Below are 26,999 nucleotides of genomic sequence, written 5' to 3'. Positions count from 1 at the left end.
AACCGAATTGCCAAAAAGAGCGCGCAGCGCCGACTGTAGCGTTCCAGTAAACACACTCTGGGCCACGCGTCGAAAACAAAAGGTTACGAGTAAAATAGTCCTGGATTCCACATCGCGCATCAACAAATTGGCCGGTTGAGCAACGAAAATCGCCGAAAGTACCGAAAACCTTGCGACCTACGACGGTCTGGTCTTGGAAAGTGTGGCTGCATATGGCCAAAACAGCGCCATCTGTTGCACGAGTGCCACAGTGGTCGACGATCTTTTCCGACGACTTTGCCGGCAATTACCTTTGACTTCATGCATTCGAGACTTGCGACCACTCATCTGACAGCCGCCATGTTTGTGGCTATCGCCGCGCTCTGCCCGCTGGCAGTGCCAGTATCGTCCGCCGCTGCGCAGGCGGCTGGCAAGTCGCGGGCAGCAGTCGAATCTGACGCCAACCGGTGGGCAGACTCGGTTCTGACCACCATGACGCTCAGAGATCGCGCTGCCCAGATGGTCTGGCCCAACATCTACGCCGACTACGTACCGGCCGATGCGAAGACCTGGCGCAAGGTCACGTCGTACGTCGCCGATCAAAAGGTGGGCGGGATCCTGATGTCCATCGGATCACCCATCGAGATGGCCGTCAAGCTCAACGCGCTCCAGCGCATGAGCGCCCTTCCGCTACTGGTTGGCGCCGATCTCGAAACGGGCGCAGGCATGCGTGCCCGCGGCGGCTACTTCGTCCCCAACGGCATCGACCTCGGCGGCGCCACGGTCTTTCCATCAGAAATGGCGTACGGCGCGGCGAATGACACGGCGCTCACGTACACCGAGGGACGGGTCACCGCGATCGAAGGCCGCGCACTCGGTATCCACATCGACTTTTCCCCGGTCCTCGACGTCAACAACAACCCCGCGAACCCCGTCATCAACACCCGCTCGTACGGCGAGGATCCACACGAGGTCGCGCGCCTCGGAGTCTCGTTCATCCATGGGTTGCAGGACAACGGGATGATCGCCACCGCGAAACACTTCCCGGGGCACGGCGACACCGAGACCAACTCTCACCTCGCTCTCCCAATCGTGAACGTGAGCCGAGCTCGGCTCGATACGGTGGAGCTTGTCCCGTTCCGCGCGGCGATCAAGGCGGGAGTCGGCGCTGTGATGACATTCCACGGCTCCATGCCGGCGCTCGATAGCAGCGGCGCGCCAGGAACCCTCTCATCCAACGTGGTAACCGGACTGCTGCGCAATGAGCTGGGATTCAACGGACTCGTCATCTCCGATGCCATGGACATGAAGGGCGTGACCGACAAGTACGGCTCGACGGAAGCAATCAAGCGCGCCGTAGCAGCCGGCGTCGACGTGCTGATCCAGCCCCTCGACGTTCCCGCCGCGATCGACGCGGTGGTGGCCGGCGTGAGCGAGGGACGCTACAGCGAGACTCGCGTATCGGAGGCGGCGAGGCGCATACTCGCCATGAAGCGCAAGCTGAATCTCGACCGCAACCGTTTCGCGAACCTCGACTCGCTGCGCACAACGGTGGGCGACAGCGCGCATCTCGCGCTGGCACAGCAGGCGGCGAACAGATCGATAACGATCGTCCGCGATTCATCGCACATCCTGCCGCTCAAGCTCTCGACCAACACGAAGGTCCTCTCGGTGACGGTTGCGCGTCGTACAGATCTCGGCGCTGGCCAGATCTTCAACGCCGAGCTCGCCAAGCTGGCACCCGCAACTCGTATGGAATTCGTCATGTCGGACGATCCAGCCGTCAACTATCCCCGCCTCGCAGCGATGGCCGACTCTGCAGATGTGACCATCGTTTCATCCTACGTAGGGCAGAGCTGGAACGTCACGAGCGTCGATGCGCCGCAGGCGTTCGCCGACTGGCTCTCCAGTCTCGTCGCCAGGGGCCGCAAGGTTGTTGTGGTTTCGTTCGGAAATCCGTACCTGCTTTCTCAGATTCCCAGCACTCCTACCTACGTCGTCGGCTGGGATGGTGCAAACGTAAGCCAGCAGTCGGCAGCTCAAGTCATAACTGGCCTCTTGCCTGCATCGGGCCATCTTCCGATCACAATACCGCCAGTCGCGAAGCGCGGCGACGGGTTGACCATCACTCCCTGAAGTCGTATATCACCTGCACCGAAGTTGTCACAACGCATTCGTATTCTATCCTTGACATTAGTCACAATATGTGACTAATATGCTGCGTGACCAGAGAGCCCCGGGAAAAACGTCAGCATTATACCGTTGACGTAGTCGCACTTACTCCACGCGACAACCAGCTCGCGGTGTTGCTCGAGCGGCGCAGCGAAGGTCGAGAGAAGTCTGTGCGCTGGGTGCTTCCGTGGAGTGCATCACGGAATGGCGAGGGACTCGACGATCTTGCACAGCATGCGATCAGGCGAAGCGCGGGCGCCGCATCCATCTGGAGCACACAGGTCGGCGCTTTCAGCGAAGGTCCCCATCCTGGCGGCTCCGATCTGTCGATCGTGTACGTCGCCCTCGTTCCGATGGGCGAAGCAACGGTGCAGGGTGCCGAGTTCCAGTGGTTTCTCCTGAGCGAACTCCCGCCGCTCACCGAGCGACAGAATCAGATGCTGCAGGAGTCCGTGAACGCCGTCCGCGATCGGCTGGATCTGTATCCGGTCGCCTTCAGGTTGTTGCCGGCAACGTTCACGTTGAGCGAGCTGCAGCACATGTACGAGCTGCTGCTTGGACGGAGACTGCACAAGGCGAGCTTTCGTCGCGCGCTCACCGCCGCCGCACTCGTCGAGCCGACGGATGAATGGCGCAGCGAGGGTCGCGGACGGCCTGCGCAACTCTTCAGGTACGGTCCCAGAAAACGCCGCCGGGCAAGGCGCGGGGTGAGGTTCGACCTGCTCGGATGAGTGTGATGAGCGAGTGGAAGGAGTTCGACCGTAACCAGCGAAGCGCGCTCGTCGCAAGCTTCCTCGGCTGGACTCTCGACGCATTCGATTTCTTTCTCATGGTGTTCATGCTCGCCGCCATCGCGAAGGAGTTCGGGACTGATGTCAAGGCAGTAGCCGTCGCGATAACGTTGACACTCGCTGCGCGCCCCGCCGGAGCGCTGGTGTTCGGAATGTTGGCCGACCGGTTTGGCCGCAGACCAGTGCTCATGATCGACATCCTGCTGTTCTCGATACTGGAATTCGCGTCGGCATTCGCGCCATCGATCGTTGCACTGCTGGTGTTGCGTACCGCATTCGGATTCGCGATGGGCGGTGAGTGGGGACTCGGCGCGTCTCTCACCATGGAGACCATTCCAGCGAAGGCACGCGGCATAGCATCGGGAATTCTTCAGACCGGCTATCCGTTCGGCTATCTGCTCGCGTCTGTCGTGTACGGCTTGCTGTTCGACCGTATAGGATGGCGCGGCATGTTCATGGTCGGTGTGCTGCCGGCGTTGCTGGTGCTGTTCATTCGCCGCAATGTGCAGGAATCGCCTGCGTGGAACAGGATGCGCGAGCGACCGACGCAGAGTCTGATGAGCGTATTGAAGAAGCGTTGGCCGTTGTTCATCTACGTGGTTGTGCTAATGACCGCGTTCAATCTCTTCAGTCACGGCACGCAGGATCTGTATCCGGCCTTCCTGCAGATCCAGCACAAGTTCACGACGCACACGGTGAGTATCGTGTCGATCATCGGCAACGTCGGAGCGATAACCGGTGGCCTCGCGTTTGGTGCACTGTCACAGCGCATCGGACGAAGAAAGGCGATCGTGTTTGGAGCGCTGATAGCGTTGCCGATCATACCGTTGTGGGCGTTCAGCGCGACACCGATTCTACTTGGACTCGGTGCGTTCCTGATGCAGGTCGCGGTGCAGGGAGCGTGGGGTGTCGTTCCGGTTCATCTCAACGAGCTGTCACCGGACGAGGTGCGCGGAACCTTCCCCGGTTTCGCGTATCAGCTTGGCAATCTGCTGGCCTCGGGGAACGCTGCGTTGCAGGCGGGATTTGCTGCGAGCCACGGTGGGAACTACGCGTATGCGCTGGCGGTTGTCGCCGCGTGTGCTGCCGTGGTGATTGCAGTCCTGACTTACTTCGGGCCGGAGAAGCACGGAGTGATGTTTGGAACGACGGGAGAGGTGCGCTAGAGCTCCAGCGGTCAGCGCACGTCGACGAGCTTGAAGTGTGGATTCTCTATCACGCCCAGCTCGTTGCCGAACGGATCCAGCACGGTCCCCACACGAATCCCATCGCCGACGTCCGTCGCTGGCGCCTTGAGCGTTGCTCCTGCCTCGACGAGATCCACGAGTGCACGCTCGACACTCTCCACTCCCCAGTAAGCCGTCGTCCCGCCGGTGCCGCTCATGCCACTCGCGGAATCCGGATCCAGCCCCAGCTCGAAGCCACCGATGTTGAAGCCCACGTAGAATGGCTCGTCGAAGTAAGGCTCGACGCCCATCGCGAGCGCGTACCATTTCTTCGCGGCCTGTAGATCCGCCACGTGGTAAATGACAGTACGTAATCCGAAGAACCTGGTTGGCATTGGGAATCGGATTGAATTGATCGACGACGGGACCGTCGCGAGCGCTGTGCCCGGAAATTGCATTAATCTGGCCGAAATGCCACTGTTTTCCAATGTCCTTCGCAACTTTGCCGTCGTAGCAGCGATTGGAGCTGCCTGTGCCTCGTGCGCGGCCCAGTCCTACGATGCGCCCAACACACTCGGCGTTCTACCGCCGCCCAAGCCAACTCCGCTGTGGCTCGGCGCCATGCACAGTGCCGGAACGGGCGGCATCGCCGGAGCTGCATCCGTAACGCCGAGCCCCACGCCTGGATGGGTACACATCCTCATGTCGCTGGAGAATAGTGTGGCCGGCGAAACGTACGCCTGGAGTCTCAAGTCCGGCACCTGCGCGTCGCAGGGCAACATCATTGGTCCGGCCAACAGATACGCGGACTTCAATATCCATGCAGATGGCTCTGGCGCTGCCGAAGCCGCCATTCCGGAAACGCTATCTCCTTCGGCTTCCTACGCCGTCGTCGCGACTCCCGCAGCGTCCCGAGCTCCTTCTGCTAGCGCTCCAGTCGCCTGCGCCGATCTCGCCTTTGGATCGATGTAACGCCGTTCAGAGATTCCGTGTATCCGGTCTGGTTCCGTTCGACGCAGTGATCACCGACTTGATCCCGCCACGCAGATTGAAGTCACCGACAACACGCATCCACTTCGGCTTCACGCGCTCGACGATATCATCCAGAATTCGATTGACTGCGCGCTCGTAGAAGATCCCGTCATTGCGGAAGCTCCACAGATAGAGCTTGAGGCTCTTCAGCTCCACGCAGGAATCGCCAGGGAAGTACGTGATTCGAATGGTCGCGAAATCCGGAGCGCCGCCTTCGAGTGCAGTCAGATCACTCGCATCGCCTTCGATCCCGCCAAGCGGACACAGCGACGTGAACTCGGGACAGTCCATGTGAATCTCATAGTCCCGATCAACGTATGGATTCGGAAACACTTCGAGCAGTTGTGGCTTTGGCATCCTACAAATCTAAGCTGACATGGGGCCGTGATTCCCGCTGCAGGGCACGGATGTGTCCGCGCCTCGGTCATCGATTGTTATGGATCTCCGGAACAACGACGCCGGCCATCGACAGCGATGCCGGACTACTGTAGGGCAGGGATGCATCCCTGCCTGTCACGTAAAATGCGATCGAGATTGGATTGATGTCCCGTTCTCCGGAACGAAACGCGCGCTCAGGACCCGCGCAGCTTCCTCGAAATCTCCTGCAGCAGCGCTCGCTCGTCACCGGACAGACTCCCCATGCCTTCCCGCGAAATCTTGTCCAGCAATCCGTTCACGTCTTCGGCGCGCTGTTTTGGATTCGGATTCGGCGCTGATATCATCGGAGTCTGCGGGCGCCGTTTCACTATCGCGTTGCTGCGCGCCACCGCTTCATCCGCACTTGGCAATCCGTCGCGACGCTTCTGCGGACGTTGCATCTTGGGAATCGGTTGCGGGTTGGAATCATCCGGCACAGTCGCGACGTGACGGCGAATCTTGTCGAAGCTCGAGCTGTTCGGCGCGTGCAGATAGATCCACGCGAAGACGAGGCCGCCGACGTGCGTCATGAACGCGACCGACCCGCTGGAATATCCCGTGAAGTCCGCGAACGCCATCCCCACGTTCCACGCGATCGTCCACACTGCGAGCCACACTGCACGAATCGGCATGACGCCGAGTATGTAGACCTCGTCGTCGGGCCACTTTAGCGCGTAGGCGAGAACCACACCGACCACCGCGCCGGACGCACCGATCACTCCGCTGTGCTGCTCGAACAGCAGATGGAATATTCCGCCGCCGAGTCCGCACCACAGATAGAAGTAGGTGAATGCACGCGTTCCGAACGCGCGTTCCACGCGTGGGCCGAACATCCACAGCATGATCATGTTCGTCGCGATGTGCGCGAAGCCTGCGTGTACGAACATGTAGGTGCCGATCGCCCACCAGTGGGCCGGAAACTCCGTCGCCGACAGACCCAGCCACGCCGCAACGTCTGCCGTCCCGACTGGCGACGTCAGCTGGATGAAATAAACCAGTACGTTGAGCGCGATGAGCCACTGGACAGCCGGTGTTATACCGACGCCAGGCTCGAAATCCGCTGCGTTGAATTCGGTTGACGTTTCCATGGATCCCTGCGCGACCTTTCGTCCTACACAATTGCCAGCTGAACGATCCTCTCGCACAGCTCTTCAAATCCCATTCCCGCGGCGGCGGCGCCCTGCGGAATCAGACTCGTCCTCGTCATTCCCGGTAACGTGTTCGCCTCGAGACAGAAGCACTCACCGCGATCATCCAGACGGAAATCCACTCGCGCGTACCCTCGCAGTTTCAGTGCCCTGAACGCCCGCAAGGATTGCTCCCGCAGTTTATTAGTAACACTTTGCGATAAATTCGCAGGAAATTCCTCGACCGCCATTCCCGCCGTGTACTTGCACTCGTAGTCGTACAGCTCTTTCACAGGCTTGATCTCGCCTACCGGGAAAGTCTCGTCCCCCAGCACTCCAACCGTCAGCTCGCGACCGGCGATGAATCGCTCGATCATCACCTCGTCGTCATATCTGAAAGCTTCGGCGACAGCGGCGTCCAGCTCCGAAATGTCGCGCACGATCGACAGCCCGACAGTCGAGCCCTGCTTCGACGGCTTCACGACAACCGGTAGCCCGAGCGACTGTTCGACGAGTTTGCCCGGCTGCGGAGCCATCAGCCAATCCGCAGTCTGAACTCCAGCCGCCCTGAAAAGGACCTTGGACAGGTCCTTGTCCATCGCGAGCGCGCTCGCCAGGTGGCCGCTTCCGGTATATCGCACACCAGCCATGTCCAGCAGAGCCTGGATCGTACCGTCCTCGCCCTGGCCCCCATGCAGCGCCAGAAAAACGACGTCCGCATCTCGAATCTCCGGCATTGCTGTCAGGCCATCACGCAGACGGGCGCTCCCCAGGCCGGCGAGCTCTTCCAGTGCCGGTGGCCTCGTCCCAACGTTGCTCCGCCGCAACTCATCGAGGTAGGCTGGCGACAGGACACCAACGGCCGGATCCAGCGCGGTAACCATGTGCCCTCGTGTCGCCAATGCGTCGGCGATCCGGAGTCCCGAGGCAAGCGACACATCACGCTCGGCGGACGCCCCGCCCATGAGCACAGTGATCCGGAGTGGGGACAGGATCGGCACAATCCCTACCGCCCCATCATGAATCTCAGCATGTCCGATCGCGTGACGATCCCCTCGACATGACCATGCTCGAGCACCAGCACAGCTGGTGTACTCTTTGACAGCAGCTTCACCGCGAACTCGATCGCCTCGTCACTCGTCAGCGACGGAAACGGTGCATCCATGACCTCGCGCACAGTCGCTTCCAGCAATGCCGGCGTTTCCAGTCCCCGTTGCGACAACGTTGCCTCGACAACCGATCCGACACACTCATCGCCATCCATCACCGGAAGCTGCGACACGTCGTGTAGCGCCATGAGATTGAGTGCCTGTCGTACCCCCGCCGCAGGCGCAACACTCACTATCGCCGGCGCATTGGCATCCTTGCGGCCGAGCATGTCGCCGAGTGTGACGTGCTCGGCTTCGAGCATCTGATTCTCACGCATCCATTCGTCGCTGTACAGCTTGGAGAGATACCGCTCGCCAGTGTCGCACAGGAACGTCACCACGAACGCGTCCGGATCGTCGATGCGTCGCGCGAGGTCCAGAGCGACTTTCGCGATCAACCCCGACGATCCGCCAACGAACAATCCTTCCTCACGCGTGAGACGACGTGACATGGCGAATGCGTCGCGGTCACTCACTGTGTGATACTCGTCGATCACACTCATGTCGAGCGTTCCCGGAACCTTGTCCTGGCCGATTCCCTCGACCTTGTACGGAGCCCCCTCTATCTTGTGCTCGCCATGACTGCGCCAGTACTCAGCCAGTATCGATCCCGTCGGATCACCAGCAATGATCTTGATGTCGGGATTGCGCTCCTTGAGATAACGCCCGACGCCGGTGATCGTGCCGCCGGTTCCCGCTGATGCTACAAAGTGTGTGATCCTTCCTTCGCTCTGTTCCCACAGCTCGGGACCGGTCGTCGCGTAATGCGCATCGGGGTTCGCCTCATTGTAGAACTGATTCGCCAGGATGGCGTTCGGTGTCTGCTCCGCGATACGCTTCGCCATCATCACGTAGTTGTCCGGATGATCCGGTGCGACGGCGGTCGGCGTCACGATCACTTCTGCACCGAACGCCTTGAGCAGCCGCACCTTCTCCTGCGACATCTTGTCGGGCAGCGTGAAGATGCACTTGTAGCCGCGCAATGCAGCGGCAAGCGCGAGACCCACACCGGTGTTGCCACTCGTACCCTCGACGATCGTTCCCCCCGGCTTGAGCTTTCCCTCACGCTCGGCCCGCTCGATGATCGGAAGCCCGATGCGATCCTTGACCGATCCGCCCGGATTGAAGAACTCGGCCTTGCCGTACACCGGCGTGCGAATACCGCGCGTCACCCGATGCAGCCGGATCAGCGGCGTCCACCCGATCGTCTCGAGAACGTTGTCGTATGGCCGCTCGTTTCGTTTTATTGACATATTGCTACTATCTCGATTTTTTGCGCCTGCTTACCGGGCACGGCGACATTTTGACGCTGCCTACTTCGCGGGACCCTTCGCCGCACTATCGGTGCCCGCGGCGTTCTTCTTGAGAATGGAATCCCCTGGCGGTGGCGGCGCGTCTGGATGGCGGAAATATACCGGGAACAGGATCGACACCGGCATGGGTGTGCCGCGCAGCTTGGCGGGAACGAACTTGAGCTCGCGCGACCCCTTGATCGCCGCTGAATCCAGCGGCGCGACGTTGGACGATTCGATCACGCGCGTCGAATCGTCGACCACCGATCCATCCTTGTCCACGAACAATCGCAGCGTCACGTTGCCCTGTACCTTCTCGGCGTACAACGCCGGTGGATACCGGAACGGCATCTCCTTGTTCAGCATGATCGGATAGGTATCAGGATGCGCCATGCCGGCGTCGAACGCCGTCTTGGTGCCGTCACCCTTCGAGCATGCGGCGAACAGTGTGAGAATCGTGACTGCCACGGTAGCTGCGACCGTGCGCAACGCGACTGATCTGGAATCATCGATGGCCATGCTATTCACGTCTTTTGCTGAGCATCCGAAACCAGTCGCGCGAGTGTGTCGAGCGCTTGCAACGGTGTCATGGTGTTTGGGTCGATCCCTCTCAGTTCTTCCATGATAGGATCCGGCTCCGATCCGAATAATGCGAGTTGGCCCGCCATTTCGTCACCCGGCCGCTCGCGCGGTGGCATCCGGTGGTCCCCCTCCAATTGACGCAACAGCGTCCGTGCGCGTTTCAACACCGGGCGCGGCAGGCCAGCCAGACGCCCTACCTCGATTCCGTACGAACGATCCGCACCACCCGGCTCCAGCGTGTGCAAAAAGAGAATCTCCTCCCCCACTTCCCTCACACGCACGTTGAAGTTCCGGACTGCCGCGAGCTCGTCCGACAACTGTGTCAGCTCATGGTAATGCGTGGCGAATACGGTCTTGCAACCAAGCTCATCATGAATGTGCTCGGTCACAGCCCATGCGATGGATACACCATCGTACGTCGAAGTGCCACGCCCTATCTCGTCCAGCAGAACAAGCGATCTGGAAGTGGCAGAGTGCAGGATCGCACTCGTCTCGCTCATCTCGACCATGAAGGTAGATTGGCCGCGTACGAGATTGTCACTCGCGCCAACGCGGGTGAACAGTCTGTCCACCACTCCGATTTCCGCCGACCGCGCTGGAACGAAGCTGCCGATCTGCGCCATGAGCACGATGAGCCCGATCTGGCGCAGGATGGTCGACTTGCCGGCCATGTTGGGGCCGGTGAGAATTATTACCCGTGCATCGCCCGTGAGCGTCACGTCGTTTGGAATGAACTTCTCACGCGGCATCATGCGCTCGACCACCGGATGGCGTCCGCCCTCTATGCGGAGATCGAATCCATCGCCGAGTCGCGGACGTACATATGCCTCGATCTCCGCGACCTCACCGAACGTCGACAATACATCGAGCTCGGCCAGTACTCGCGCAGCGCACTGCAAACGCGAAACTTCCCGCGCTATCCGTCCGCGTAATGCTTCGAACAACGCGCGCTCGCGCGACTCGATCCTGTCGGCAGCCGTGAGGACATGCTCTTCGTATTCCTTGAGTGCCGGTGTCACGTACCGCTCCGCACCTGTGAGCGTTTGGCGGCGCTGGTAGTCGTCCGGAATCTTGTGGCCGTGCGTGTTACTCACTTCTATGTAGTAACCGAACACACGGTTGTAACCGACCTTGAGCGAGTTGATTCCGGTACGCGCGCGCTCCTCACTCTGGATGCGTGCGATTCCGTCCTTGCCTCCATCGCGCAACGAGCGCAGTTCATCCAGCTCGCCGTCAAAGCCTGCGCGAATGGTTGGGTCTTCACCCAGCGCAATCGGCGGACGCTCGACCAGCAGGTTGATGATATCGTCGCCCAGCTCCCTGCACGCATCCCAGCTTTCGAGAACCGTCTGCAATGCGTTGCCACTGATGCGACGTGCAGCGCTTTCGACGTCCGGCAATCGCGCGATCGAATCGCCGAGCGCACGCAATTCCCGTGGAGTGATGCGACTCGCCGCGACTTTGGCTGCAAGTCGCTCGATGTCGCGCACGCCATCAAGTGCCGCGCGCATCGTTGCCCGGGTCATCGCATCGGAAGCGAACGCGGCGACGGCATCGAGACGCGTTTCTATGCGGTCCACCTGCGTGAGCGGTGCAAGTACCCACTGACGCAACAGTCGCGCACCCATTGGAGTGAGCGTGCGATCCAGCACGCTGATCAGAGTTCCTTCCTGACCCGCGCCGCCACGCAATGATTCGGTGAGCTCGAGATTCCGGCGAGTCATCTCGTCCAGCGGCATCGTGCCGCCCGAGCGCTCGATCACAGGCGCACGGAGATGCGGGACTCCGCCCGGTTGCAGCTCGCGTACATAGCGCAGCAGTGCGCCCGCCGCGCCCACCGCAATGTCGTCCGACGATTCCACGCCGAATCCGTCCAGCGAGCGCACACCGAAATGGCGCTGCAGATCCTCACGCGCCATCGCCGAGTCGAACTCCCACACGGGGCGATGCGACACGAGTATGGAATCGAGAATAGTATTGGTTCCCGCGGCCATATCTTCCGGAATGACCATCTCGCGCGGAGACAATCGCGCCAGCATCGCTTCGATCTCCGCTCCAGCAACGACGAACAGCCGCAGCTCACCAGTCGAGAGGTCCAGCGCTGCGATGCCCGCTCGTGACGCATCGCCCTTCACGCCAGCCGCCATCGCGCAGAGGAAGTTGTTGCGCGATCCGTCCAGCAGCTCATCCGAGAATGCGGCGCCGGGTGTGATCGTCTCGACAACTTCGCGCCGCACGACCCCCTTCGCAGTTTTCGGATCTTCTACCTGCTCGCAGATCGAAACGCGATGGCCCAGCTGCACCAGCCTGCGCACGTATTCCGGGCCCGCCTTCACGGGCACACCGGCGAGTGGAACCTGCGACGCTCCGCCGTTGTTGCGAGACGTGAGCGTGATCCCAAGAACACGCGCGATCAACTCGGCGTCTTCGTAGAACGTCTCGTAGAAGTCGCCCATCCTGAAAAAGAGGATGGTGCCGGGATGTCTCGCCTTGATTTCCCGGTACTGCTGCATGAGTGGCGTGGCCACCGGCTTGGCCACGCCCTACCTCTCTGCCACGAACCCGTCTATATGCCTGGCTTTCAGCTTCTCCAGCTCCTGAGCTGCCGCCGCATGAGTCGCGTAATGTCCAATACGCACACGATACGGCGCACTCGTGCCATCGACGTAAGCATCGTAACCGCGTCCATGCAGCCCTGTGGCCAACTCTGCCGCCGCTGCCCTGGTACGGAACGCTGCAACCTGAACCGCGTACCGACCACTCGATGTGCTCGGCGCCTCGTTAGTTGATTTCGCCGCTGATTTCGCCGCTGATCTCGCGGTCGCTTTCGCCGGCGCTGCTGGCGTCTTCATCAGGAGTTTCGATTGCGCAGCCGATGCAAGTGCGCGATCGACCTCCTCTTTCGTAGGAGGGCGGGAAACAACGCCGCTGCCAGCAGCTGAAACGCTACCTGGCGTTGTGCCCACAGCCGCCGTCGGAGCAGCCGCGCTCGCAGGCGAGGTCCTAACTGCCGTGGGTGCGCTTGGCGCAACCACCGGCTCCACCGGTCTGGCTACGGTATCGTGACGTTCCGGAACAGCATTCTTCGGAGCTTCCTTGCTGGTTGCCGCAACTCCTGGAGCAGGCTTGACCGGCGGCTTCGGCGAATTCACGACCGGCACATTCTTCACCGGAGCCGGCGCTGCAGGCGCATTCGTCGCGAGCGTTACGCCTCTGCAACGCTGCTGCTGAAAATCGATGCGATTCCTGAGCTCCACGTTGGACGCCGGAGCATTCGCCATTGCGTCGCTGTTGGCCGCGCATGCATGCGGTGCGTCGTTCGCATCGAAGTACATTCTCGCCACCCAGTAGCTCGCTTCCGCGTGCAGCGGACTCAGCGGATGCTCCAGTACGAGTCGCTGAAAGTGTTGCAGCGCCGCTGCGTTCTCACCACGCGCCGACTCCAGCTGACCGATCCGAAGCAGCGCGTCTGGCACTCTACCGGAGAGCGGATAGTCCACGATGATCTGCCGGTACGCGTGCTCCGAATCCCTCGCGTTGGCAGCCAGTGTGGCGCGCCAGTAAAGCCCCTCGGCGTACGCCGCCGTCCCGGCAGGCGCGGCATTGGCGACCGAATCAGCCAGCTTGCGTCCGCCGGCGGCATCCCCATTCGCGACCATCTGCTGGGCTCGAAGGTACAGTGTACTGTCCTTCGCCGACTGCGCTCCGGCTACAGCCGGAAGCAACAGACAGAGTTGCAGCGCGCGGATATATCCGCGCCTCGGGAATGCCGTCCCCTGCCCAGCCCGTGGCGCTCCGCGGCCGATGAACGAAACTCTGCAGAAATTTGTGAAACTCATGATTTGGCTCATTTGTCGCGAGAATGCTTCTAAGATGGCGTGTTACTGTCGCGAATTATGCCGCGAATCTATGCTGCCCGACGACGACCAGATGCCGCGCAGATGGCAAGAACTGTCGTTGCAAGGATCTGGTTTTCAGATGATACACGTGACTCCTTGAGCGCGACGTCCGCCGCTAGAAGCGCGGTCACCGCCCTGTCGCACTCGGATGTCTTCCACTCCCGAGCCGCCATTGCCCAGGCGCGTGCGGCCCCGCTCCACGGACGGCCCGGGTAAGCACCGGTCGACTTGAGGAGCTGAAAATACTCGCCTTCCAGTCGTCCCGCCGGTAGTCCGGAATCCAGCCGGCAGCGACCCCACGCGAGTGCCAACATCTGCGTAGACAGCGCCATGACGACGCTCACCCCGCTCGTCTTGGGTTGCGACAGAACATGCGGAATGAGATTGAGCGCTCCTGTAGCATCCCGCTGCAGCACCTTGTCGAGAAAATCGGACACGGTTTCGCCACGCCGAATTCCTACGGCCGCGCCAATTGCATCTTCAGTGATCGGCGCGCCGTTGGTGTAACTGGCGAGCTTGTCCAGCTCCGATGCCAGTTGATACAGATCGTTGCCCACTGCTTCGTGCAATAGATCCGCCGCCGATTCCGTTATCTCGACGCCAAGCTCCGATTTGGCATGATGCGCAATCCACTTCGAGACGCGGCTGCCGTCGAGCGGACTGAATTCCATCGGCGTGGTCGACATCTGCAGAGCCTTGTCTGCCTTGGCACCAGGAGCCGCTACGAGCAGGACCAGTGTCTCGTGCGACGGATGCTTGAGATATCTGTCGAGTGCGCTGCGCGCGTCCTTCCTGAGCGCGCCCACCTCGCGAATTATCGCGACCCGGCGCTCCGCCATCATCGGTGGCGTGTCGAGCAGCGATCCCAGTGATTCGGCATCCAGATCAGCAGCCCGACGCGTGTCCAGATTGAAGTCGCGCGTTGCCGGATCGACCGCGGCGAGAACGAGCTGCTTCACCGCTTCGTTCTTCTGGTACTCATCGTCCCCGTAAACGTAATACGCCCCGTCAAACTGCCGTTTTTTCACGGCGTCACGGAGCGTCTTGAGGGCAGCGTCGGTTGCCATGCCCAAAATCTAATTTCGCGGAGCGAAGACTATCGCGGTTGCGTGTAGCTCACGGTCTGAAGACCGCCCTGTTCCACCAGCAACGCAGCCGGCCAGATCGGCATTCCAGCAGAAACCGACGCAACTATCGAAGGTACTGGAGTCGTGTCGGGCGGAACCGCCATTGCAACTGCGGGTGGCAGAACGATCTCCGGCAGTGCCCGCTGTTGCTCCGCCACTCTCATCGTTTCAGCCACGTAACCCAGCATTATCAACGATGCGATTGCGCCAATCGCCGCTACTGTTCGGAATCGTCCCCCGGATGCAGCCGCCTGGTTCAGCCGGCATTCTCTCAGCCGCGCATTGAGCCGGAACGCAAAGTCCGCAGAGGGCTCGATCGGTGCAAGATTGTGTACGAGCATGAGCGAGCGCCGCACACTGGCATCCAGACGAGCACAGTCGGCGCACTCAGCGATGTGACGCTGCATACGTACCAGCTCGACCCCTGCCAGGGTGTCGTCTACGAAGGAGCAGTGAAGATCTTTGAACTCTGAACAGCGCATCGAATAAGGATACCGGGCGGCGTCAATAATAGTTCCCCCAAAACGCGCCGTACAGGTGGCTAGCCGTCCGGCCTGATGGCGATCCGACCCCGTAGGGCGCGGATGTATCCGCGCCTGGCCCGTTCGGGTGCAATCGGAATCGGATATTCGTGGGATCCATCCACACCTATCGCCCCTAAACAGAAAACGCGTGACCAGTAGCCCCAGTCACGCGTTTCTCACCCACTCCGGCCCTTCTAGCCCAGCCAGGGTCCGATTATCTCGGCGAAACTGTTTCGCGCCCGATTCAGGCGCGACTTGACGGTTCCGAGGTTCGTATGGGTTATCTCCGCAATCTCCTCGTACGACTTCCCCTCGAGCTCACGGAGGACGAAGACGTTCCTGTGATGCTCCGGAAGCTGACCGACGGCTTCCTCGACCTTTTCCCGGATGTCACGCTTCCGGAACAGGTCGTCGGGCCGGTTGCCAGGATCCTCGAACTGCAACGGACGCTCCTCATCCTGCCAGTTCTTGGTGATCGTCTGAAATAGAACCAGCGGGTTGCGCGAGCGATTCCGCAGCTCGTTCTTGGCGAGGTTGGACGCAATGGTATAGACCCAGGTCGAGAACTTCTTCGACCTGTCGAAACGGTGCAGATGCCGGTACACGCGGATGAACACTTCCTGCACCAGGTCCTCGGCTTTCTCCCTGTCGCCGATCGTCCGGTAGATGAAATTCAGGAGGCGCGTTTGATAGCGCTCCACGAGCTCCGAGAATGCACGCTCCTCGCCGTTTAGAAACGCCGAGACGACTTCGGAATCTTCAGCCGTGCGAAGTCTGTCGCGGATCGTGGATCCGACGAGCTCGGCATGGGCGAGTGCTGGTAAGGTCTTACGAGCGGCAATGGCCATAAAATCCCCTTTTTTGGGACAACTGTTCAACGGGGCGGGGTCGGGGTTGGCCGGCCCATGCGAAGTCCCTCCGGACAGGTGCTTCGCTCTGATGTTAGACAAGCACCACCCGTGCCGGGTTGCCTGTCGTTGATAAAGTCGGCTAACACCTTATGTAGCAATGATTTAGCCACTATCTCAAGGTTCTTGGACTGCCGTTCTGTCTGCCATTTTGACTGAATCGACTGCGCACGCCGTCCCTCAACGCCAATTAGACGCTCGCAGCGCTCATTTCGTTAACACAAGAATGGAACTTTGTTCCCTTGCAACCATCCCGACGCGGATTGCATCCAATGCACGTAGCTGCCATCCCTGGCCCTGCCACAGGAGTTCGCGTGCTGAAAACCGCCATTACTGCCCTATCCGTCGTGCTCCTTCACGGATTACCTGCCAACGACCCTTCAACATTAACGACGGTCACCACTGTCGCCGACACTTCGGCGGATTTCACGTGGACCGGAACCGTGACTGATGGCGGCTGGCTCCGAATACGCAACCTTGCCGGCACAGTCGAGGTGAGACGGACATCCGGAAAGACCATCGACGTTCAGGCTACGAAGGAGCCGAGCTCCGATCGTTGGATCTGGTTCGGTAATTCTGTCCAACCGGTCAGATTCATCACTGAGCGCCGGGGCTCGGATGTGGTGATCTGCGCCATTTCTGATGAGAAGCCAACCTGCAAGGCAAACGACCTTTCTTCTCCCGACGACGATGATGATTGGCATCCACAGCCGATGCGCATCGTCGTGCTGCTGCCTGCCGGCGTCTCGCTCCAGGCGGCGACGAGACATGGTGACCTCCACATCACAGATGCGGGGGCGGACGTCATCGCTCGCACTGGACATGGCAGCATCGCCATCCGAAACGTCGCTGGCACCATCGACGCAAACACTGGCCATGGCGACATGGAAATAGTCAACGCCGCGAAGCAGGTCAGCGCCAGAACGGGCCACGGCAATATCCACGTGTCCAACGTCGGTGCGGTGCGTGCAAACACGGGCCACGGAGACATCGTTGCGGAGTTGGCTGGTGCTGCTGCCGTTGGCTCCAACGACATGATGTTCGAGACGGGACACGGCAACGTGCGTGTCGTTGCTCCAAAAGCCCTGAGCGGCGATGTGGATCTGCATACCGGCCGTGGTCGGGTATCGTCGGATTTTCCACTCACGATCAGCGATCAGAGCAGGCACTCGAGGACGGGATCGGCGCACGGCGTTCTGGGCTCGGGCGGCCGTTCCGTACGACTGTCAACGGGACATGGGGACATCAGCCTGACGACTGCCGGATGACACGCGGCGGGGATAACTTCTCATCGTCCCCGCCATGTCCATTCGGAATATGTCCCTGGAGCGAAAGCTCCCCCTGCTCGTCATCGCGGTTCTCGTGGCAACACTGGCAACATCAGTGGGCCTGGCGTATCGCGAGGTTCGCCACTCGGCAGAGCTCGCGGCGGGTGCGCGCATTCAAACAGCGTCCCGACAACTCGCGTCGCTGTCTTCCTTATCGGTAACTCAGCGCGCGAAACTGCTGCGCGAGGTTGCGGCGACACCTGCGGTCGGACGCGCCGTCGCGTCGCCGACTTCGCGCTCCCCCACGACAGCCGGTGCACCGAATCACTCGGAGGCATATGCTGCGCTGCACCGGCTGGTCATCCCCAGTGACTCGACGCTCGCAATAGAACTGTGGTCAGCGGACGGGCAGCTGATCGATAGCGTTGGTGGCCCCCCCGCAACACCCGGCACGATCAGCGATACCCATCAGTCCTTTCCAATTCCGGGAAATGACACGCCGCAGACCACGATGCCGAAGGGCAGCAACGTGCAATTCCTGCCGTTCTTCGCAGGTCGCGACAATGAGGTCTATTACTGGATGACCGTGGCGGTGATCGATGCCGGCAAGCCTGTCGGCTGGATCGCGGAACAGGCACGCATCAAGTCGCGCCCGAATGCCGATCGGCAAATCAACGGCTTGATCGGCGACCACACAGCCGCGTATTTCCGAAACGACACCGGTGCGTTCTGGACCACGGTCGGCGGCATTCCGACCACTGCACCGGCCCATGCACCGGCACTTTCCAGGGTGACTGCAACAGATACGCTCCGCGTTGCGTCATACGACCACGCGCAACACGGTACCGTACTGGCGACCACTATTCCGATTGACGGAACACCGTGGGCGTTGGTAGTGGAGGTCGAGCACGCAGCGGTGGTCGCCCCCGCCAGGTCGATGCTCGTGCGATTCACACTGCTGAGTTCTCTGCTCCTGATCGCTGCAGCAGCCGCATCGTGGCTGTTGATTCGCGGCGCAATAGGACCACTCGTCGACGTCACACGAGCCGCCACATCGATGGCGCGTGGAGACTACTCTACGCGCGTTGCCGTTCAGAATGCCGACGAAGTCGGGCGACTCGGCGCCTCGTTCAACGAGATGGCTGGCAAGGTCGCGGCTTCGCAGGCGCGACTGGCGGGGCAGGTTCAGGAAGCACAACGATTGGCGGACGAGCTGGATCACGCAAGGGAAGTGGCTGTGAGCGCAAGCCAGGCGAAATCCAACTTCCTCGCCACGATGTCTCACGAGATCAGGACGCCGATCAACGCCATCATCGGTTACGCTGACATTCTCGATCTTGGTATTTCCGGCCCGCTCAACGCGAAACAGCACGAGAATCTGCGCCGCATCAGAACAAGCAGCAGCCATCTGCTTGCGCTGGTCAACGACGTGCTTGACCTGTCCAGGATCGAGTCCGGTACAATGCAGATGCACACCGCACGCGCCGAGACGCAACCGTCGATCGACGCCGCCGTGGCGCTTGTAGAGCCACAGGCAACCGCCAAGGATATCAGGATTGTAGTCAGCGCGAGCGACCCTGCCGCATCGGTCTACAGAGGTGACGAACGTGGTGTGCGTCAGGCACTCGCCAATCTTCTCTCCAACGCGGTGAAGTTCACCAATTCCGGTGGCGAGATCCTGATCACATGCTCACTGTCCAAGCCAGTAGGCGCAAACGTGACGATGGATCGCAATTCGATGTATGTAGCGATACGCGTCGCGGATACCGGAATCGGAATCGACCAGGAAAAACTCGACAAACTATTTCAACCGTTCACACAGCTCGAGGCGGATAACGGCAATCCGTATACACGCCAGAAGAGTGGTGCCGGTTTGGGTCTCTCGATCAGTCGTCATCTCGCCCGCATGATGGGCGGCGACATCACGGTGGAAAGCCGCCTGCAGCACGGTTCTACATTCACGCTCTGGCTACCGCATCAGACCGAAGCAGCGCGGGAAGCCAGCATTGCATCATATCCGTCACACAGAGTATAAAGTGATCAAGTTGATTGTTGTCATAAAGCGTAACGCCGCCATGTCGCCCGAAGAATTTCACAGATACTGGCGCACCGAGCACGCCGCGAAGGTGCGTTCGCTTGCCGCCACGTCGAGATATATCCGGCGCTATGTACAGGCGCACACACTCGACACCGAATACGCCGCTGGCAATCCTGCGTACGACGGCACCGCCGAACTCTGGTTCGATTCAGTGGAGGACAAGAACGCTTTCTTCTCCGATCCTGATTACCTGGCGATAGTCGCTCCCGACGAGCGTATCTTTGCCGACATGGATCAGACGCAGTTTCTGGTCACGAACGAGGAAGGCGTAATATGATCGTGATACCGGAGCGAGCGTGATCTACCGGAGCTCCGCTCCGAATCCTGCCGCATACAGAATTATCAACGCAGTCTTCGCATCCCGGATCTCGTTCGTCTGAATCATCCTGAGGGCGTGCGACAACTTGAACGTCACGACCTCGCTGAACTCATCCGCTTCGAGATGCTTCTCACCGGTCGTCAGTCCAGTCGCCATGAACGAGTGAATTACCTCGTCCGTGAAGCCCGGCGTCGTCAGGAAGCTGAACATCGGCTCGATACGTTGCGCGCTGCAGCCGGTCTCTTCACGCAATTCCCGCTCAGCGCAATGCCTGGGACTCTCGTCCTTTTCCAGCTTTCCAGCCGGCACTTCGTACAGATAGCCGCCGGCGGCATATCTGTATTGCCTGAGCAGCATTATCTGCGGATCTTCGCCCGCTGGATCGGTCAGGAATGGCAGAATCGCAGCGGCGCCGGAATGCCGGATGATCTCCATCTCGCCCGTCGTCCCATCGGGAAAACGAACCTGATCCACATCCAGGGATACAACCTTGCCGGTGTAGATGCGGTGCGATGCAATCAGTGGATCAGACATGAGCCCAATGGTTGAAGTTCTACGGATTCACGACATCTACAGGACCGAACGCAAGTGCTTCGAGGGGCTCGCGAATGGCACCGGCGTCGCCCACGATCACGATCTGCAACGAATCCGGATGTACGTAGGCACGGGCCGCTGCCAGGACATCCTTCACCGTCACAGCACCCATGTGCGCACGATAGCAGTCGTACCAGTCAGAAGGCAGGTCGTATATCACTAGCGTCGCGAGTGCGGCAGCAATGGCAGCCGTCGTCTCGTATCGAATCGGGAAAACACCTTCGAGATAGCTTGTTGCCAGCGACAACTCGCTCTCACCGATCGGCTCCGCGCGCATCCGATCGATCTCCTTGAGTGTCTCCTGAATCGCAGGCACGGTGACGTCGCTTGCAACCGCGGTGCCGATGACGAACGGACCTGCCTCGCGTCGCCAGTCGAACGATGACGAGGCACCATAAGTGTACCCGTGCGCTTCCCGCAAATTGAGATTGATGCGCGACGAGAACAGCCCTCCCAACACAGCGTTCATCACCGTTATCGAGAAGTAATCCGGATGTGTGCGTGGAACCCCCACGTGTCCGATCCGTACCTCCGATTGCGGAGCGTCTTCCTTCCGCACGATCCTCACGGCGCGCGACGTCCGCACCGGTTTGTCGTTCGCTTTCGACGAGAGAACGATGGATCCATTCCACCCGTCCAGCTCGCCACTTACCATCCTCTCGACTTCAGCCACGTCCACGTCGCCGACCACGATCAGCGTCGTCGCGGATGGCTGGTATCTCGACGCGTGAAATTCCGCCACGTCATCACGCGTAAGATTACTTACCGACTGCCGACTGCCGCCGAGCGGAAGGCGGAAGCGGGACGTCACGTCGTAGATGTACTCGTCGAACTTCTCATCGGCGAGCTCTCGTGGCTCTGACTCTATCTGCATCAGCTCGGCAATCCGTTCACCCTTGAGTCGCTCGATTGCCGCTACCGGAAAGGTCGGCGTGACAAGGATTTCGGCGAAGTGTACAAACGCGTTCTCGAGATTGTCACGCAATACCGTCATTGCGAGTGACGCCGAATCCCATCCAGCCGATCCACCGACCGATGTACCAAGCCGCTCCAGATACTCCGTGAGCGCTTCGCCATCATACTTCGGTGTCCCCTCGTTGAGCGCGAGCGCTGCCAGATGCGCGACTCCTTCCTGCCCTGATGGCTCCGCGACAGCGCCTGCATCGACGATCGCAAGAAGCGTGACTACCGGCAGGTTGTGCGCTGGCGCAACGAGGAGTGTGAGTCCATTGGAGAGCAAGCGACGCTCGAACGACGGAAAATGATAATCGCGCGCCGGACCGGGTTGCGGACGTATGGCTGTCGTCATGCGGTCACCAGAGCTGCATCGGTACCTACTGTGTCTCTCGATTCTGCGTTTTCACTATCATCACGTGGTACATACATCAGGAAGGCACGGTTGTCCTCACCCAGTCGCGTTGCAGCGAATCGATCTACATCTTCGACTGTGACGGAGCGGTAACGGTTCATCTGATCGTTGATGAACGATGGATCACCGAAGTACGTGGCAAAGCGCGACAGCTGGTCGGCGCGCTCCGACGCCTGTTGCATCGATACAACGAAATCGGTGCCGATAAGCGAGATTGCGCGATCGACCTCGCTCTGCGTCACGCCGTCTGATCGCATGCGGTCGATCTCGCGTGTTACCTCCGCCTCCAGGTGCGCCGGCGTGATACCCGGTCGCGCCGTGACATCGACCACCAGAATGTCGGCACCCTTCGGGAGATCGAACGTGAACGCGGCCGCATCGGTCGCAACTTCACGCTCACGCACCAGCGCTCGCTGCAATCTGCTCCCTTTGCGCATTCCGAGAATTGCACCAGCTATGGACGCGGCATAGTACTCGCTGCTTCCGAACGCCGGCGACCGGAACGCCAGATACAGACGCGGAAGACTTACGTCATCCTTCACCACCTCACGCAGCGTGCCGCCGAATGTTGTGGGTAACGACATGTCCGGAAGTGCAGGCTTGCCCTTGCCGCGCGGGATTGCCGCGAAGTACGACTGCACCAGCTCGCGTGCCTCCCGCGGATCGAAGTCGCCCGCGATGGTCAGCACTGCGTTGTCTGGTGTGTAGTACGTCGCGAAGAAGTGCGCAATATCGTCCAGCGACGCGGCATTCAGATCCTCGAACGATCCGATCAGAGAATGATGGAACGGATGCGGGTCGGGGTATGTGAGCGCCGGAAGTTTTTCCCACCACGTGCCATATGGCTGATTGTCGACCGACCAGCGCCGCTCATTCGAAACGACATCGCGCTGTGTGTCGAGCTTCTGCTGAGTCATGGCCGGCAGAAGAGCACCCATTCGGTCTGCCTCGAGCCACAGTGCGATCGCCAACTGATTGGAGGGTACGGTCTCGAAGTAGTTCGTCCGGTCCAGCCATGTGGATCCGTTAAGCGTGCCGCCGGCGCGTTGCACCAGCTCGAAATGCTCGTTCGCCCCCACATGCTCCGATCCCTGGAACAACATGTGCTCGAACAGATGGGCGAAGCCGGTACGCCCGGGACGCTCGTTCGCCGACCCCACGTGATACCACAAGTTTACCGCGACGATCGGCGCGGTATGATCCTCGGAAAGGGTTACTAACAAGCCGTTCCCGAGTCGGAATGTCTCTATCGGAATGCGCATGACAGTGATTGGTTTCCGGGTAATATAGAATGTATCCACCCTTACTTCTTCCCCTGGCAACCTCTTCAGAATGACCGATGCATCTGTCTGGCCAAGCACGCTGTTCATCGTGCGACACGGCGAATCGGCTGGCAACGTGGCCCGCGATGAGGCAAATGCGGCACGTGAGCCTGTCATACGCAGATCCTCATCCCGTGATGTCGATGTCCCACTGTCCCCGCTTGGCGAGCGTCAGGCCACGGCACTGGGTCACTGGTTCGGCGCGCTACCTGTAAACCAGCGGCCCACCATTGTCATCACCTCTCCCTACGTCCGTGCCCGACAGACCACAGCCATAATCAAGGAGCTGGGTGATTTCCCCTACGCAAGCGACGTGACGAGCCTCCTGGTGGATGAGCGCTTTCGCGAAAAGGAGTTCGGGATTCTGGATGGCCTGACACGGTACGGAATCGCCGAGCGCTTTCCGGAGCAGGCTGCGTTCCGTACATCACTCGGAAAGTTCTATCACCGCCCGCCGGGTGGCGAGAGTTGGTGCGACGTGATTCTACGGCTGAGAAGCGCCTTCGAGATGATGTCCCGGGAGTACCATGGCGAGCGCATTCTCGTCGTAGCACACTCGGTCGTCGTGCTCTGCATGCGCTACATCGTCGAAAGCCTCACCGAGGAAGAGATACTGAAGATCGATCGCGAGAACGAGGTGGCCAATTGCTCGGTCACCCGCTTTGACGTGGACATGAGCCAGGGTCCGGTTGGCAAGCTGATCCTGGACAGTTTCAATTTCGTCGCCCCCCTCGTTGCAGAAGGCGCGCGCGTTACCTCCACGCCGGACGTTCCCCCGACATCTCAAATCAGCTGATGAGAGATCCGACTGACATCGTAGCTCTCAGTTCGCCGGCTTTTCCAGGACGATGAACTTGGTATCATCACGACCAATCGCGCGCAACCAAGTTACAAGTTCATCCACGCGACTCGGCGGGTATATCCCCGTCCCGCCGACGATGCGGCGATCGATGAGTAGATCGCGGCCATCCTGAGAGTATGTCGCCGTATAGCTGCCGAATACACTCGTCGCCGTCACATTGACTGGAAGCCGAGCGCGCCAGCCTTCAGGAAGTGTCACACGAAACTCCGAGATCCCGGTCAATCGTCCCACGATCTTCGACGCGTCGATCGGGAAACGCCGGGTCGGAAGCCGCGCAATGTCGTCAGCGGCCGTCGTCATTTTCGCAAAACTGGCGAATGGGTTGTTCAGCAGCTCTACCGTGCCTGCTTTTGTCGTCGCGTCCGCATTGATGATTCGAACGCTCACGCGGGCCGGCGCCGCGTAGTCCTTCCCATTGAACGCCAATAGCGAATCTCCATCAGCGTTCGAGAAATACTTGCGCGCAACTGTGCGTGCGGCATTCACTCGTTGTGTGGAATCTAGCGGTGATGCGAACGATGCCCGCATCGCAGCCGCGATCGACCCTACAGCCGTTTCTACATAATGGCCTTCGAATTTCCCATCGGCCGACAACGTTCCGGTAATTGCAGTAGTCTGAACATCCGATGCGGGTGCGTCCACTGGTATCGTTACCTCTTCATTCCGCCCATCGGGAAAGACCAGGAGGCCGAATCCACCCTGAATGCTGCGTGGTAGCTCCCCGTACGCGTTGAACGAAGAGGTGAGATCTACGAACCGATACCCACCGGAGCTGAGCGCGACAGCCGCAATCTCATGATTGAACTGCTGCGGTGTCGGTAGATCGCGCCGAGCGGTTGCATTGATGCTCAACAACACCGGATATGCACGTATGCCCAGATGCGTCAGTGCGGCAACGAACAATGTAGCCTTGTCCTTGCAGTCGCCATAACCGGTGGCTATCACAGTCTCAGGCACGCGCGGCTGATAGCCGCCAATTCCGAGCTCTATGCCGACATATCTGATATCCTGAGCGACCCACCTGTGAACGGCCCGAATGGAATCATCTCGTGTCTTTGCGCCGGCTACAAGAGAGTCTACAGTCCTGCTGAGTGTGGCTGTCGCCTTGTACCGGTCACGTGCGAGATCCGCGTACCAGTGAGATACGTCGTTCCAGCTGAGCGGGCCTCCGATACGAACGCGCATCACCACACCATTCGAGTCGGAGGCAAAGGGCTCCGGCCGCACCTTTGGCGTCGTGTCACGTGACCACATATACCGCGTTCGCCCGCCCGACGTATGCATGATGTGCTTGAAATCGAGATTCTCCTCTCGAATCAGAGGCTTCATCGAAGACGGCACATCCAGAACCAACCGCGCTCTCCCTATCGATACACCAGGAGTAAATACGTATGTCTGCGCAAAGTCATCCTTCAATACTGGCTTGCGCTCCTCGACCGTGAATTCCACGTCTAGAATGGTCCCGACTGCAATGCCGGAAAGAGACATGCGCACAACTTTCTGATCACTGTAGATCGGTGACGTCGATACGGGTGCGGGAACGTCGGACTCCTGAATCTGCGTCGGAGCCGCGCTGATGACGGATCCATTCGGCCGCACTACTCGAATCCAGTGCACGTCGAAGCTCTGATGCCCCGGGACGTACCCGAACTGCTGCTCGCGCAGCTGCGATGCACCAGCATCCGTCAAAACCTGAATGACCCGCCGGAAGGTCTTGAGAACCCGCCCATCGCTCTCGACCGTTACTGTCGCCAGATCTGCAATGGGATGTGTGGTCTCGCCTTCGTGCGTCGCCGGATCGACCACGAGACGATAGAGTGAATCGTCAGCTGGAGTTGGAGCTACTGAGGGAACTTTGATGCCCTGCGCGATACCGGGCGACGAGGTTGCGAACAGTAATGCAACGACTGCCAACGCAAATCGCTGCGTCAGGCCCACCCGTTTCGCTCACGCAATGACGATATGTGTGCCGTATGATGCCGGCCATGCCATGCATACAACGCTACAACTTCTCGCAGTGGCACCTGGCGCTGCTGCTCAGGATGAACGTAGCTGCGCTCGAAGTCGGCATCTGACAAGGACTCTAATAGCGCTACCCATCTGGTGTGAAGAGCTTCGAGAAGTACCAGCGATACGTCTATCGGCACAGCTTTTACGTCGCCAAGCCTGGACCAGGCAGCTTCGTCATACGGTTTCACCAACGGTGATTGCTCGGTCAGAGCAAGCTTGCAGCGTACGTATGCGTTCATGTGGCTGTCGGGAACGTGATGCACCACTTCCCTTACCGTCCAGCCTCCTTCACGATATGGCGTATTCAGTTGATCGGTACTCAATCCATCGACTGATGCGCGCAGCAGAGCCGGCAATCGGGCGATGTCGGCAATCGAGCGATCGATTGCTTCACGGGACGAGTCACCGTCATACTTGAATCGTCCGATCGGGTACCGCATATCCTGAATCATCGATGTCATTGGAAGGAAGCCCGACTCTCACGAATCGCGGAGTTGACTACGCTGACGAAGTGTTGCGCATCATCCGGCGTGAAGGACTGCAATGCCTTGTGACCGTTCTGAGTTACATCCTCGAACCCCATGCGCCGCTTGTCCCGATACGCGAACTTGATGGCTCCCCCGTTGTACGTAACACTGTCCAGATCGGCAAGTGGATACTTCAGTCGCGTCTCCAGCGCGGAGCTCACACGCTTCTTGACGAATCGCTCGATTGTACCCGCGATGACACTCTTCGTTTCCTCCGTGTCGCGCGCCATGTCCGTCCGCGCCACCGCTAACACCGAATCCGTAAGTCCCATGTAAACGGTGTCACGTGCCAGCCCAAGTTGTATGGAACCGTCAGTCGTTCGAATCGCCACACTGTCGCGAGATGCCGCAGCAGCTCCTGCTGCTTCAGACGCGCTTCGCGGCGGTGCATGTGAATTCTCAGCCTGCTTGCATCCCGCCGTCAGAAGCAGTGACATTACTGCTACCCCTGAGGTGATTCTCCTCG

Annotated in this window: 25 protein-coding genes; 8 read left to right on the top strand and 17 right to left on the bottom strand. The window is 60.0% G+C overall.

What is annotated here, in order from left to right:
* The first annotated feature begins 300 nt into the window (after window positions 1–300).
* The 3 genes from V4529_05330 (at window position 301) to V4529_05320 (ending at window position 4,108) form a co-directional block, all read left to right on the top strand.
* Window positions 301–2,115, top strand: a complete 1,815-nt coding sequence (locus tag V4529_05330) for a glycoside hydrolase family 3 N-terminal domain-containing protein (GenBank protein ID MES2357747.1) — start codon at window positions 301–303, stop codon at window positions 2,113–2,115.
* Window positions 2,116–2,201: 86 nt separating this feature from the next.
* Entirely contained in the window at window positions 2,202–2,882 is a 681-nt protein-coding gene (locus V4529_05325; GenBank protein MES2357746.1) for a hypothetical protein, read from the top strand.
* A 5-nt stretch (window positions 2,883–2,887) separates the two neighbouring features.
* Complete coding sequence (locus V4529_05320; GenBank protein ID MES2357745.1) at window positions 2,888–4,108, top strand: MFS transporter; 1,221 nt, start codon at window positions 2,888–2,890, stop codon at window positions 4,106–4,108.
* A gap of 11 nt (window positions 4,109–4,119) precedes the next feature.
* Here V4529_05320 and V4529_05315 read toward each other — a convergent pair whose 3' ends face one another.
* Window positions 4,120–4,503: a VOC family protein gene (locus V4529_05315; protein ID MES2357744.1), complete on the bottom strand. Its 384-nt coding sequence runs from the start codon at window positions 4,501–4,503 to the stop codon at window positions 4,120–4,122.
* A gap of 76 nt (window positions 4,504–4,579) precedes the next feature.
* Between V4529_05315 and V4529_05310 the strand changes: the two genes are divergently transcribed.
* A complete protein-coding gene (locus tag V4529_05310; protein MES2357743.1) occupies window positions 4,580–5,080 on the top strand; it encodes a hypothetical protein in 501 nt (166 codons plus the stop codon).
* Window positions 5,081–5,086: 6 nt separating this feature from the next.
* On the opposite strand, the gene queF is transcribed toward V4529_05310, so the two are convergent.
* The 10 genes from queF to V4529_05260 form a co-directional block, all read right to left on the bottom strand.
* Window positions 5,087–5,497, bottom strand: coding sequence for a preQ(1) synthase (queF, locus tag V4529_05305; protein MES2357742.1), 411 nt, complete (start codon window positions 5,495–5,497; stop codon window positions 5,087–5,089).
* A gap of 215 nt (window positions 5,498–5,712) precedes the next feature.
* Window positions 5,713–6,645: a rhomboid family intramembrane serine protease gene (locus V4529_05300; GenBank protein ID MES2357741.1), complete on the bottom strand. Its 933-nt coding sequence runs from the start codon at window positions 6,643–6,645 to the stop codon at window positions 5,713–5,715.
* A 23-nt stretch (window positions 6,646–6,668) separates the two neighbouring features.
* A complete protein-coding gene (locus tag V4529_05295) occupies window positions 6,669–7,679 on the bottom strand; it encodes a D-alanine--D-alanine ligase (protein ID MES2357740.1) in 1,011 nt (336 codons plus the stop codon).
* An 11-nt stretch (window positions 7,680–7,690) separates the two neighbouring features.
* Window positions 7,691–9,085: a pyridoxal-phosphate dependent enzyme gene (locus tag V4529_05290; protein ID MES2357739.1), complete on the bottom strand. Its 1,395-nt coding sequence runs from the start codon at window positions 9,083–9,085 to the stop codon at window positions 7,691–7,693.
* Between the two features lie 60 nt (window positions 9,086–9,145).
* Window positions 9,146–9,643: an energy transducer TonB gene (locus V4529_05285; protein ID MES2357738.1), complete on the bottom strand. Its 498-nt coding sequence runs from the start codon at window positions 9,641–9,643 to the stop codon at window positions 9,146–9,148.
* A 5-nt stretch (window positions 9,644–9,648) separates the two neighbouring features.
* A complete protein-coding gene (gene mutS, locus V4529_05280; GenBank protein MES2357737.1) occupies window positions 9,649–12,246 on the bottom strand; it encodes a DNA mismatch repair protein MutS in 2,598 nt (865 codons plus the stop codon).
* Between the two features lie 3 nt (window positions 12,247–12,249).
* Window positions 12,250–13,545 carry an SPOR domain-containing protein gene (locus V4529_05275; protein MES2357736.1) on the bottom strand — a complete coding sequence of 432 codons (1,296 nt, stop codon included), beginning with the start codon at window positions 13,543–13,545 and terminating at the stop codon, window positions 12,250–12,252.
* A gap of 68 nt (window positions 13,546–13,613) precedes the next feature.
* Window positions 13,614–14,672, bottom strand: coding sequence for a DNA polymerase III subunit delta (holA, locus tag V4529_05270; protein ID MES2357735.1), 1,059 nt, complete (start codon window positions 14,670–14,672; stop codon window positions 13,614–13,616).
* 29 nt (window positions 14,673–14,701) lie between these two features.
* Window positions 14,702–15,214 carry a zf-HC2 domain-containing protein gene (locus V4529_05265; protein MES2357734.1) on the bottom strand — a complete coding sequence of 171 codons (513 nt, stop codon included), beginning with the start codon at window positions 15,212–15,214 and terminating at the stop codon, window positions 14,702–14,704.
* A gap of 236 nt (window positions 15,215–15,450) precedes the next feature.
* On the bottom strand, window positions 15,451–16,104 hold the full coding sequence (locus tag V4529_05260) for a sigma-70 family RNA polymerase sigma factor (protein MES2357733.1): 654 nt from the start codon (window positions 16,102–16,104) through the stop codon (window positions 15,451–15,453).
* Between the two features lie 374 nt (window positions 16,105–16,478).
* Between V4529_05260 and V4529_05255 the strand changes: the two genes are divergently transcribed.
* Genes V4529_05255 through V4529_05245 form a run of 3 tightly spaced genes read left to right on the top strand, consistent with a single transcriptional unit; the run spans window position 16,479 to window position 19,807 of the window.
* Window positions 16,479–17,432 (top strand): DUF4097 family beta strand repeat-containing protein, encoded by a 954-nt coding sequence (locus V4529_05255; protein MES2357732.1) that lies wholly within the window; start codon window positions 16,479–16,481, stop codon window positions 17,430–17,432.
* Between the two features lie 34 nt (window positions 17,433–17,466).
* A complete protein-coding gene (locus V4529_05250) occupies window positions 17,467–19,467 on the top strand; it encodes an ATP-binding protein (GenBank protein ID MES2357731.1) in 2,001 nt (666 codons plus the stop codon).
* Between the two features lies 1 nt (window position 19,468).
* Window positions 19,469–19,807, top strand: coding sequence for an EthD domain-containing protein (locus tag V4529_05245; GenBank protein ID MES2357730.1), 339 nt, complete (start codon window positions 19,469–19,471; stop codon window positions 19,805–19,807).
* Window positions 19,808–19,831: 24 nt separating this feature from the next.
* On the opposite strand, the gene V4529_05240 is transcribed toward V4529_05245, so the two are convergent.
* Genes V4529_05240 through V4529_05230 form a run of 3 tightly spaced genes read right to left on the bottom strand, consistent with a single transcriptional unit; the run spans window position 19,832 to window position 23,074 of the window.
* Complete coding sequence (locus V4529_05240) at window positions 19,832–20,383, bottom strand: NUDIX hydrolase (GenBank protein ID MES2357729.1); 552 nt, start codon at window positions 20,381–20,383, stop codon at window positions 19,832–19,834.
* A 19-nt stretch (window positions 20,384–20,402) separates the two neighbouring features.
* Window positions 20,403–21,752: a pitrilysin family protein gene (locus V4529_05235; GenBank protein ID MES2357728.1), complete on the bottom strand. Its 1,350-nt coding sequence runs from the start codon at window positions 21,750–21,752 to the stop codon at window positions 20,403–20,405.
* The gene (locus V4529_05230; GenBank protein MES2357727.1) at window positions 21,749–23,074 is read right to left on the bottom strand and encodes a pitrilysin family protein; all 1,326 of its coding nucleotides are present in this window, start codon (window positions 23,072–23,074) and stop codon (window positions 21,749–21,751) included. The genes V4529_05235 and V4529_05230 overlap by 4 nt, the downstream gene beginning before the upstream one ends.
* Window positions 23,075–23,144: 70 nt before the next feature.
* Here V4529_05230 and V4529_05225 point away from each other — a divergent pair, with 70 nt between their 5' ends.
* A complete protein-coding gene (locus V4529_05225; GenBank protein MES2357726.1) occupies window positions 23,145–23,930 on the top strand; it encodes a histidine phosphatase family protein in 786 nt (261 codons plus the stop codon).
* 27 nt (window positions 23,931–23,957) lie between these two features.
* Here the strand turns inward: V4529_05225 and V4529_05220 are convergent, their stop codons facing one another.
* From V4529_05220 to V4529_05210, 3 genes are read right to left on the bottom strand one after another with little or no spacing between them, the layout of a single operon-like run.
* A complete protein-coding gene (locus tag V4529_05220; protein ID MES2357725.1) occupies window positions 23,958–25,910 on the bottom strand; it encodes a DUF3857 and transglutaminase domain-containing protein in 1,953 nt (650 codons plus the stop codon).
* A gap of 14 nt (window positions 25,911–25,924) precedes the next feature.
* Window positions 25,925–26,458, bottom strand: coding sequence for a putative metal-dependent hydrolase (locus V4529_05215; GenBank protein ID MES2357724.1), 534 nt, complete (start codon window positions 26,456–26,458; stop codon window positions 25,925–25,927).
* A gap of 5 nt (window positions 26,459–26,463) precedes the next feature.
* Window positions 26,464–26,970 carry a hypothetical protein gene (locus V4529_05210; protein MES2357723.1) on the bottom strand — a complete coding sequence of 169 codons (507 nt, stop codon included), beginning with the start codon at window positions 26,968–26,970 and terminating at the stop codon, window positions 26,464–26,466.
* Window positions 26,971–26,999 lie beyond the last annotated feature (29 nt).

Source organism: Gemmatimonadota bacterium (assembly GCA_040388625.1).
GTDB lineage: Bacteria > Gemmatimonadota > Gemmatimonadetes > Gemmatimonadales > Gemmatimonadaceae > Fen-1247.
Note: the sequence above shows the minus strand (reverse complement) of the source record. Positions and strands in the feature narration are given on the sequence as shown.

Coding starts and splice junctions, on each gene's coding strand:
- V4529_05285 (MES2357738.1), bottom strand. CDS start 9,643: ATGGCCATCGATGATTCCAGATCAGTCGCGTTGCGCACGGTCGCAGCT.
- V4529_05275 (MES2357736.1), bottom strand. CDS start 13,545: ATGAGTTTCACAAATTTCTGCAGAGTTTCGTTCATCGGCCGCGGAGCG.
- V4529_05210 (MES2357723.1), bottom strand. CDS start 26,970: ATGTCACTGCTTCTGACGGCGGGATGCAAGCAGGCTGAGAATTCACAT.
- V4529_05230 (MES2357727.1), bottom strand. CDS start 23,074: ATGCGCATTCCGATAGAGACATTCCGACTCGGGAACGGCTTGTTAGTA.
- V4529_05315 (MES2357744.1), bottom strand. CDS start 4,503: ATGCCAACCAGGTTCTTCGGATTACGTACTGTCATTTACCACGTGGCG.
- V4529_05225 (MES2357726.1), top strand. CDS start 23,145: ATGACCGATGCATCTGTCTGGCCAAGCACGCTGTTCATCGTGCGACAC.
- V4529_05330 (MES2357747.1), top strand. CDS start 301: ATGCATTCGAGACTTGCGACCACTCATCTGACAGCCGCCATGTTTGTG.
- V4529_05265 (MES2357734.1), bottom strand. CDS start 15,214: ATGCGCTGTTCAGAGTTCAAAGATCTTCACTGCTCCTTCGTAGACGAC.
- V4529_05320 (MES2357745.1), top strand. CDS start 2,888: ATGAGCGAGTGGAAGGAGTTCGACCGTAACCAGCGAAGCGCGCTCGTC.
- V4529_05235 (MES2357728.1), bottom strand. CDS start 21,752: ATGACGACAGCCATACGTCCGCAACCCGGTCCGGCGCGCGATTATCAT.
- V4529_05300 (MES2357741.1), bottom strand. CDS start 6,645: ATGGAAACGTCAACCGAATTCAACGCAGCGGATTTCGAGCCTGGCGTC.
- V4529_05260 (MES2357733.1), bottom strand. CDS start 16,104: ATGGCCATTGCCGCTCGTAAGACCTTACCAGCACTCGCCCATGCCGAG.
- queF (MES2357742.1), bottom strand. CDS start 5,497: ATGCCAAAGCCACAACTGCTCGAAGTGTTTCCGAATCCATACGTTGAT.
- holA (MES2357735.1), bottom strand. CDS start 14,672: ATGGCAACCGACGCTGCCCTCAAGACGCTCCGTGACGCCGTGAAAAAA.
- V4529_05250 (MES2357731.1), top strand. CDS start 17,467: ATGTCCATTCGGAATATGTCCCTGGAGCGAAAGCTCCCCCTGCTCGTC.
- V4529_05215 (MES2357724.1), bottom strand. CDS start 26,458: ATGATTCAGGATATGCGGTACCCGATCGGACGATTCAAGTATGACGGT.
- V4529_05310 (MES2357743.1), top strand. CDS start 4,580: ATGCCACTGTTTTCCAATGTCCTTCGCAACTTTGCCGTCGTAGCAGCG.
- V4529_05290 (MES2357739.1), bottom strand. CDS start 9,085: ATGTCAATAAAACGAAACGAGCGGCCATACGACAACGTTCTCGAGACG.
- V4529_05240 (MES2357729.1), bottom strand. CDS start 20,383: ATGTCTGATCCACTGATTGCATCGCACCGCATCTACACCGGCAAGGTT.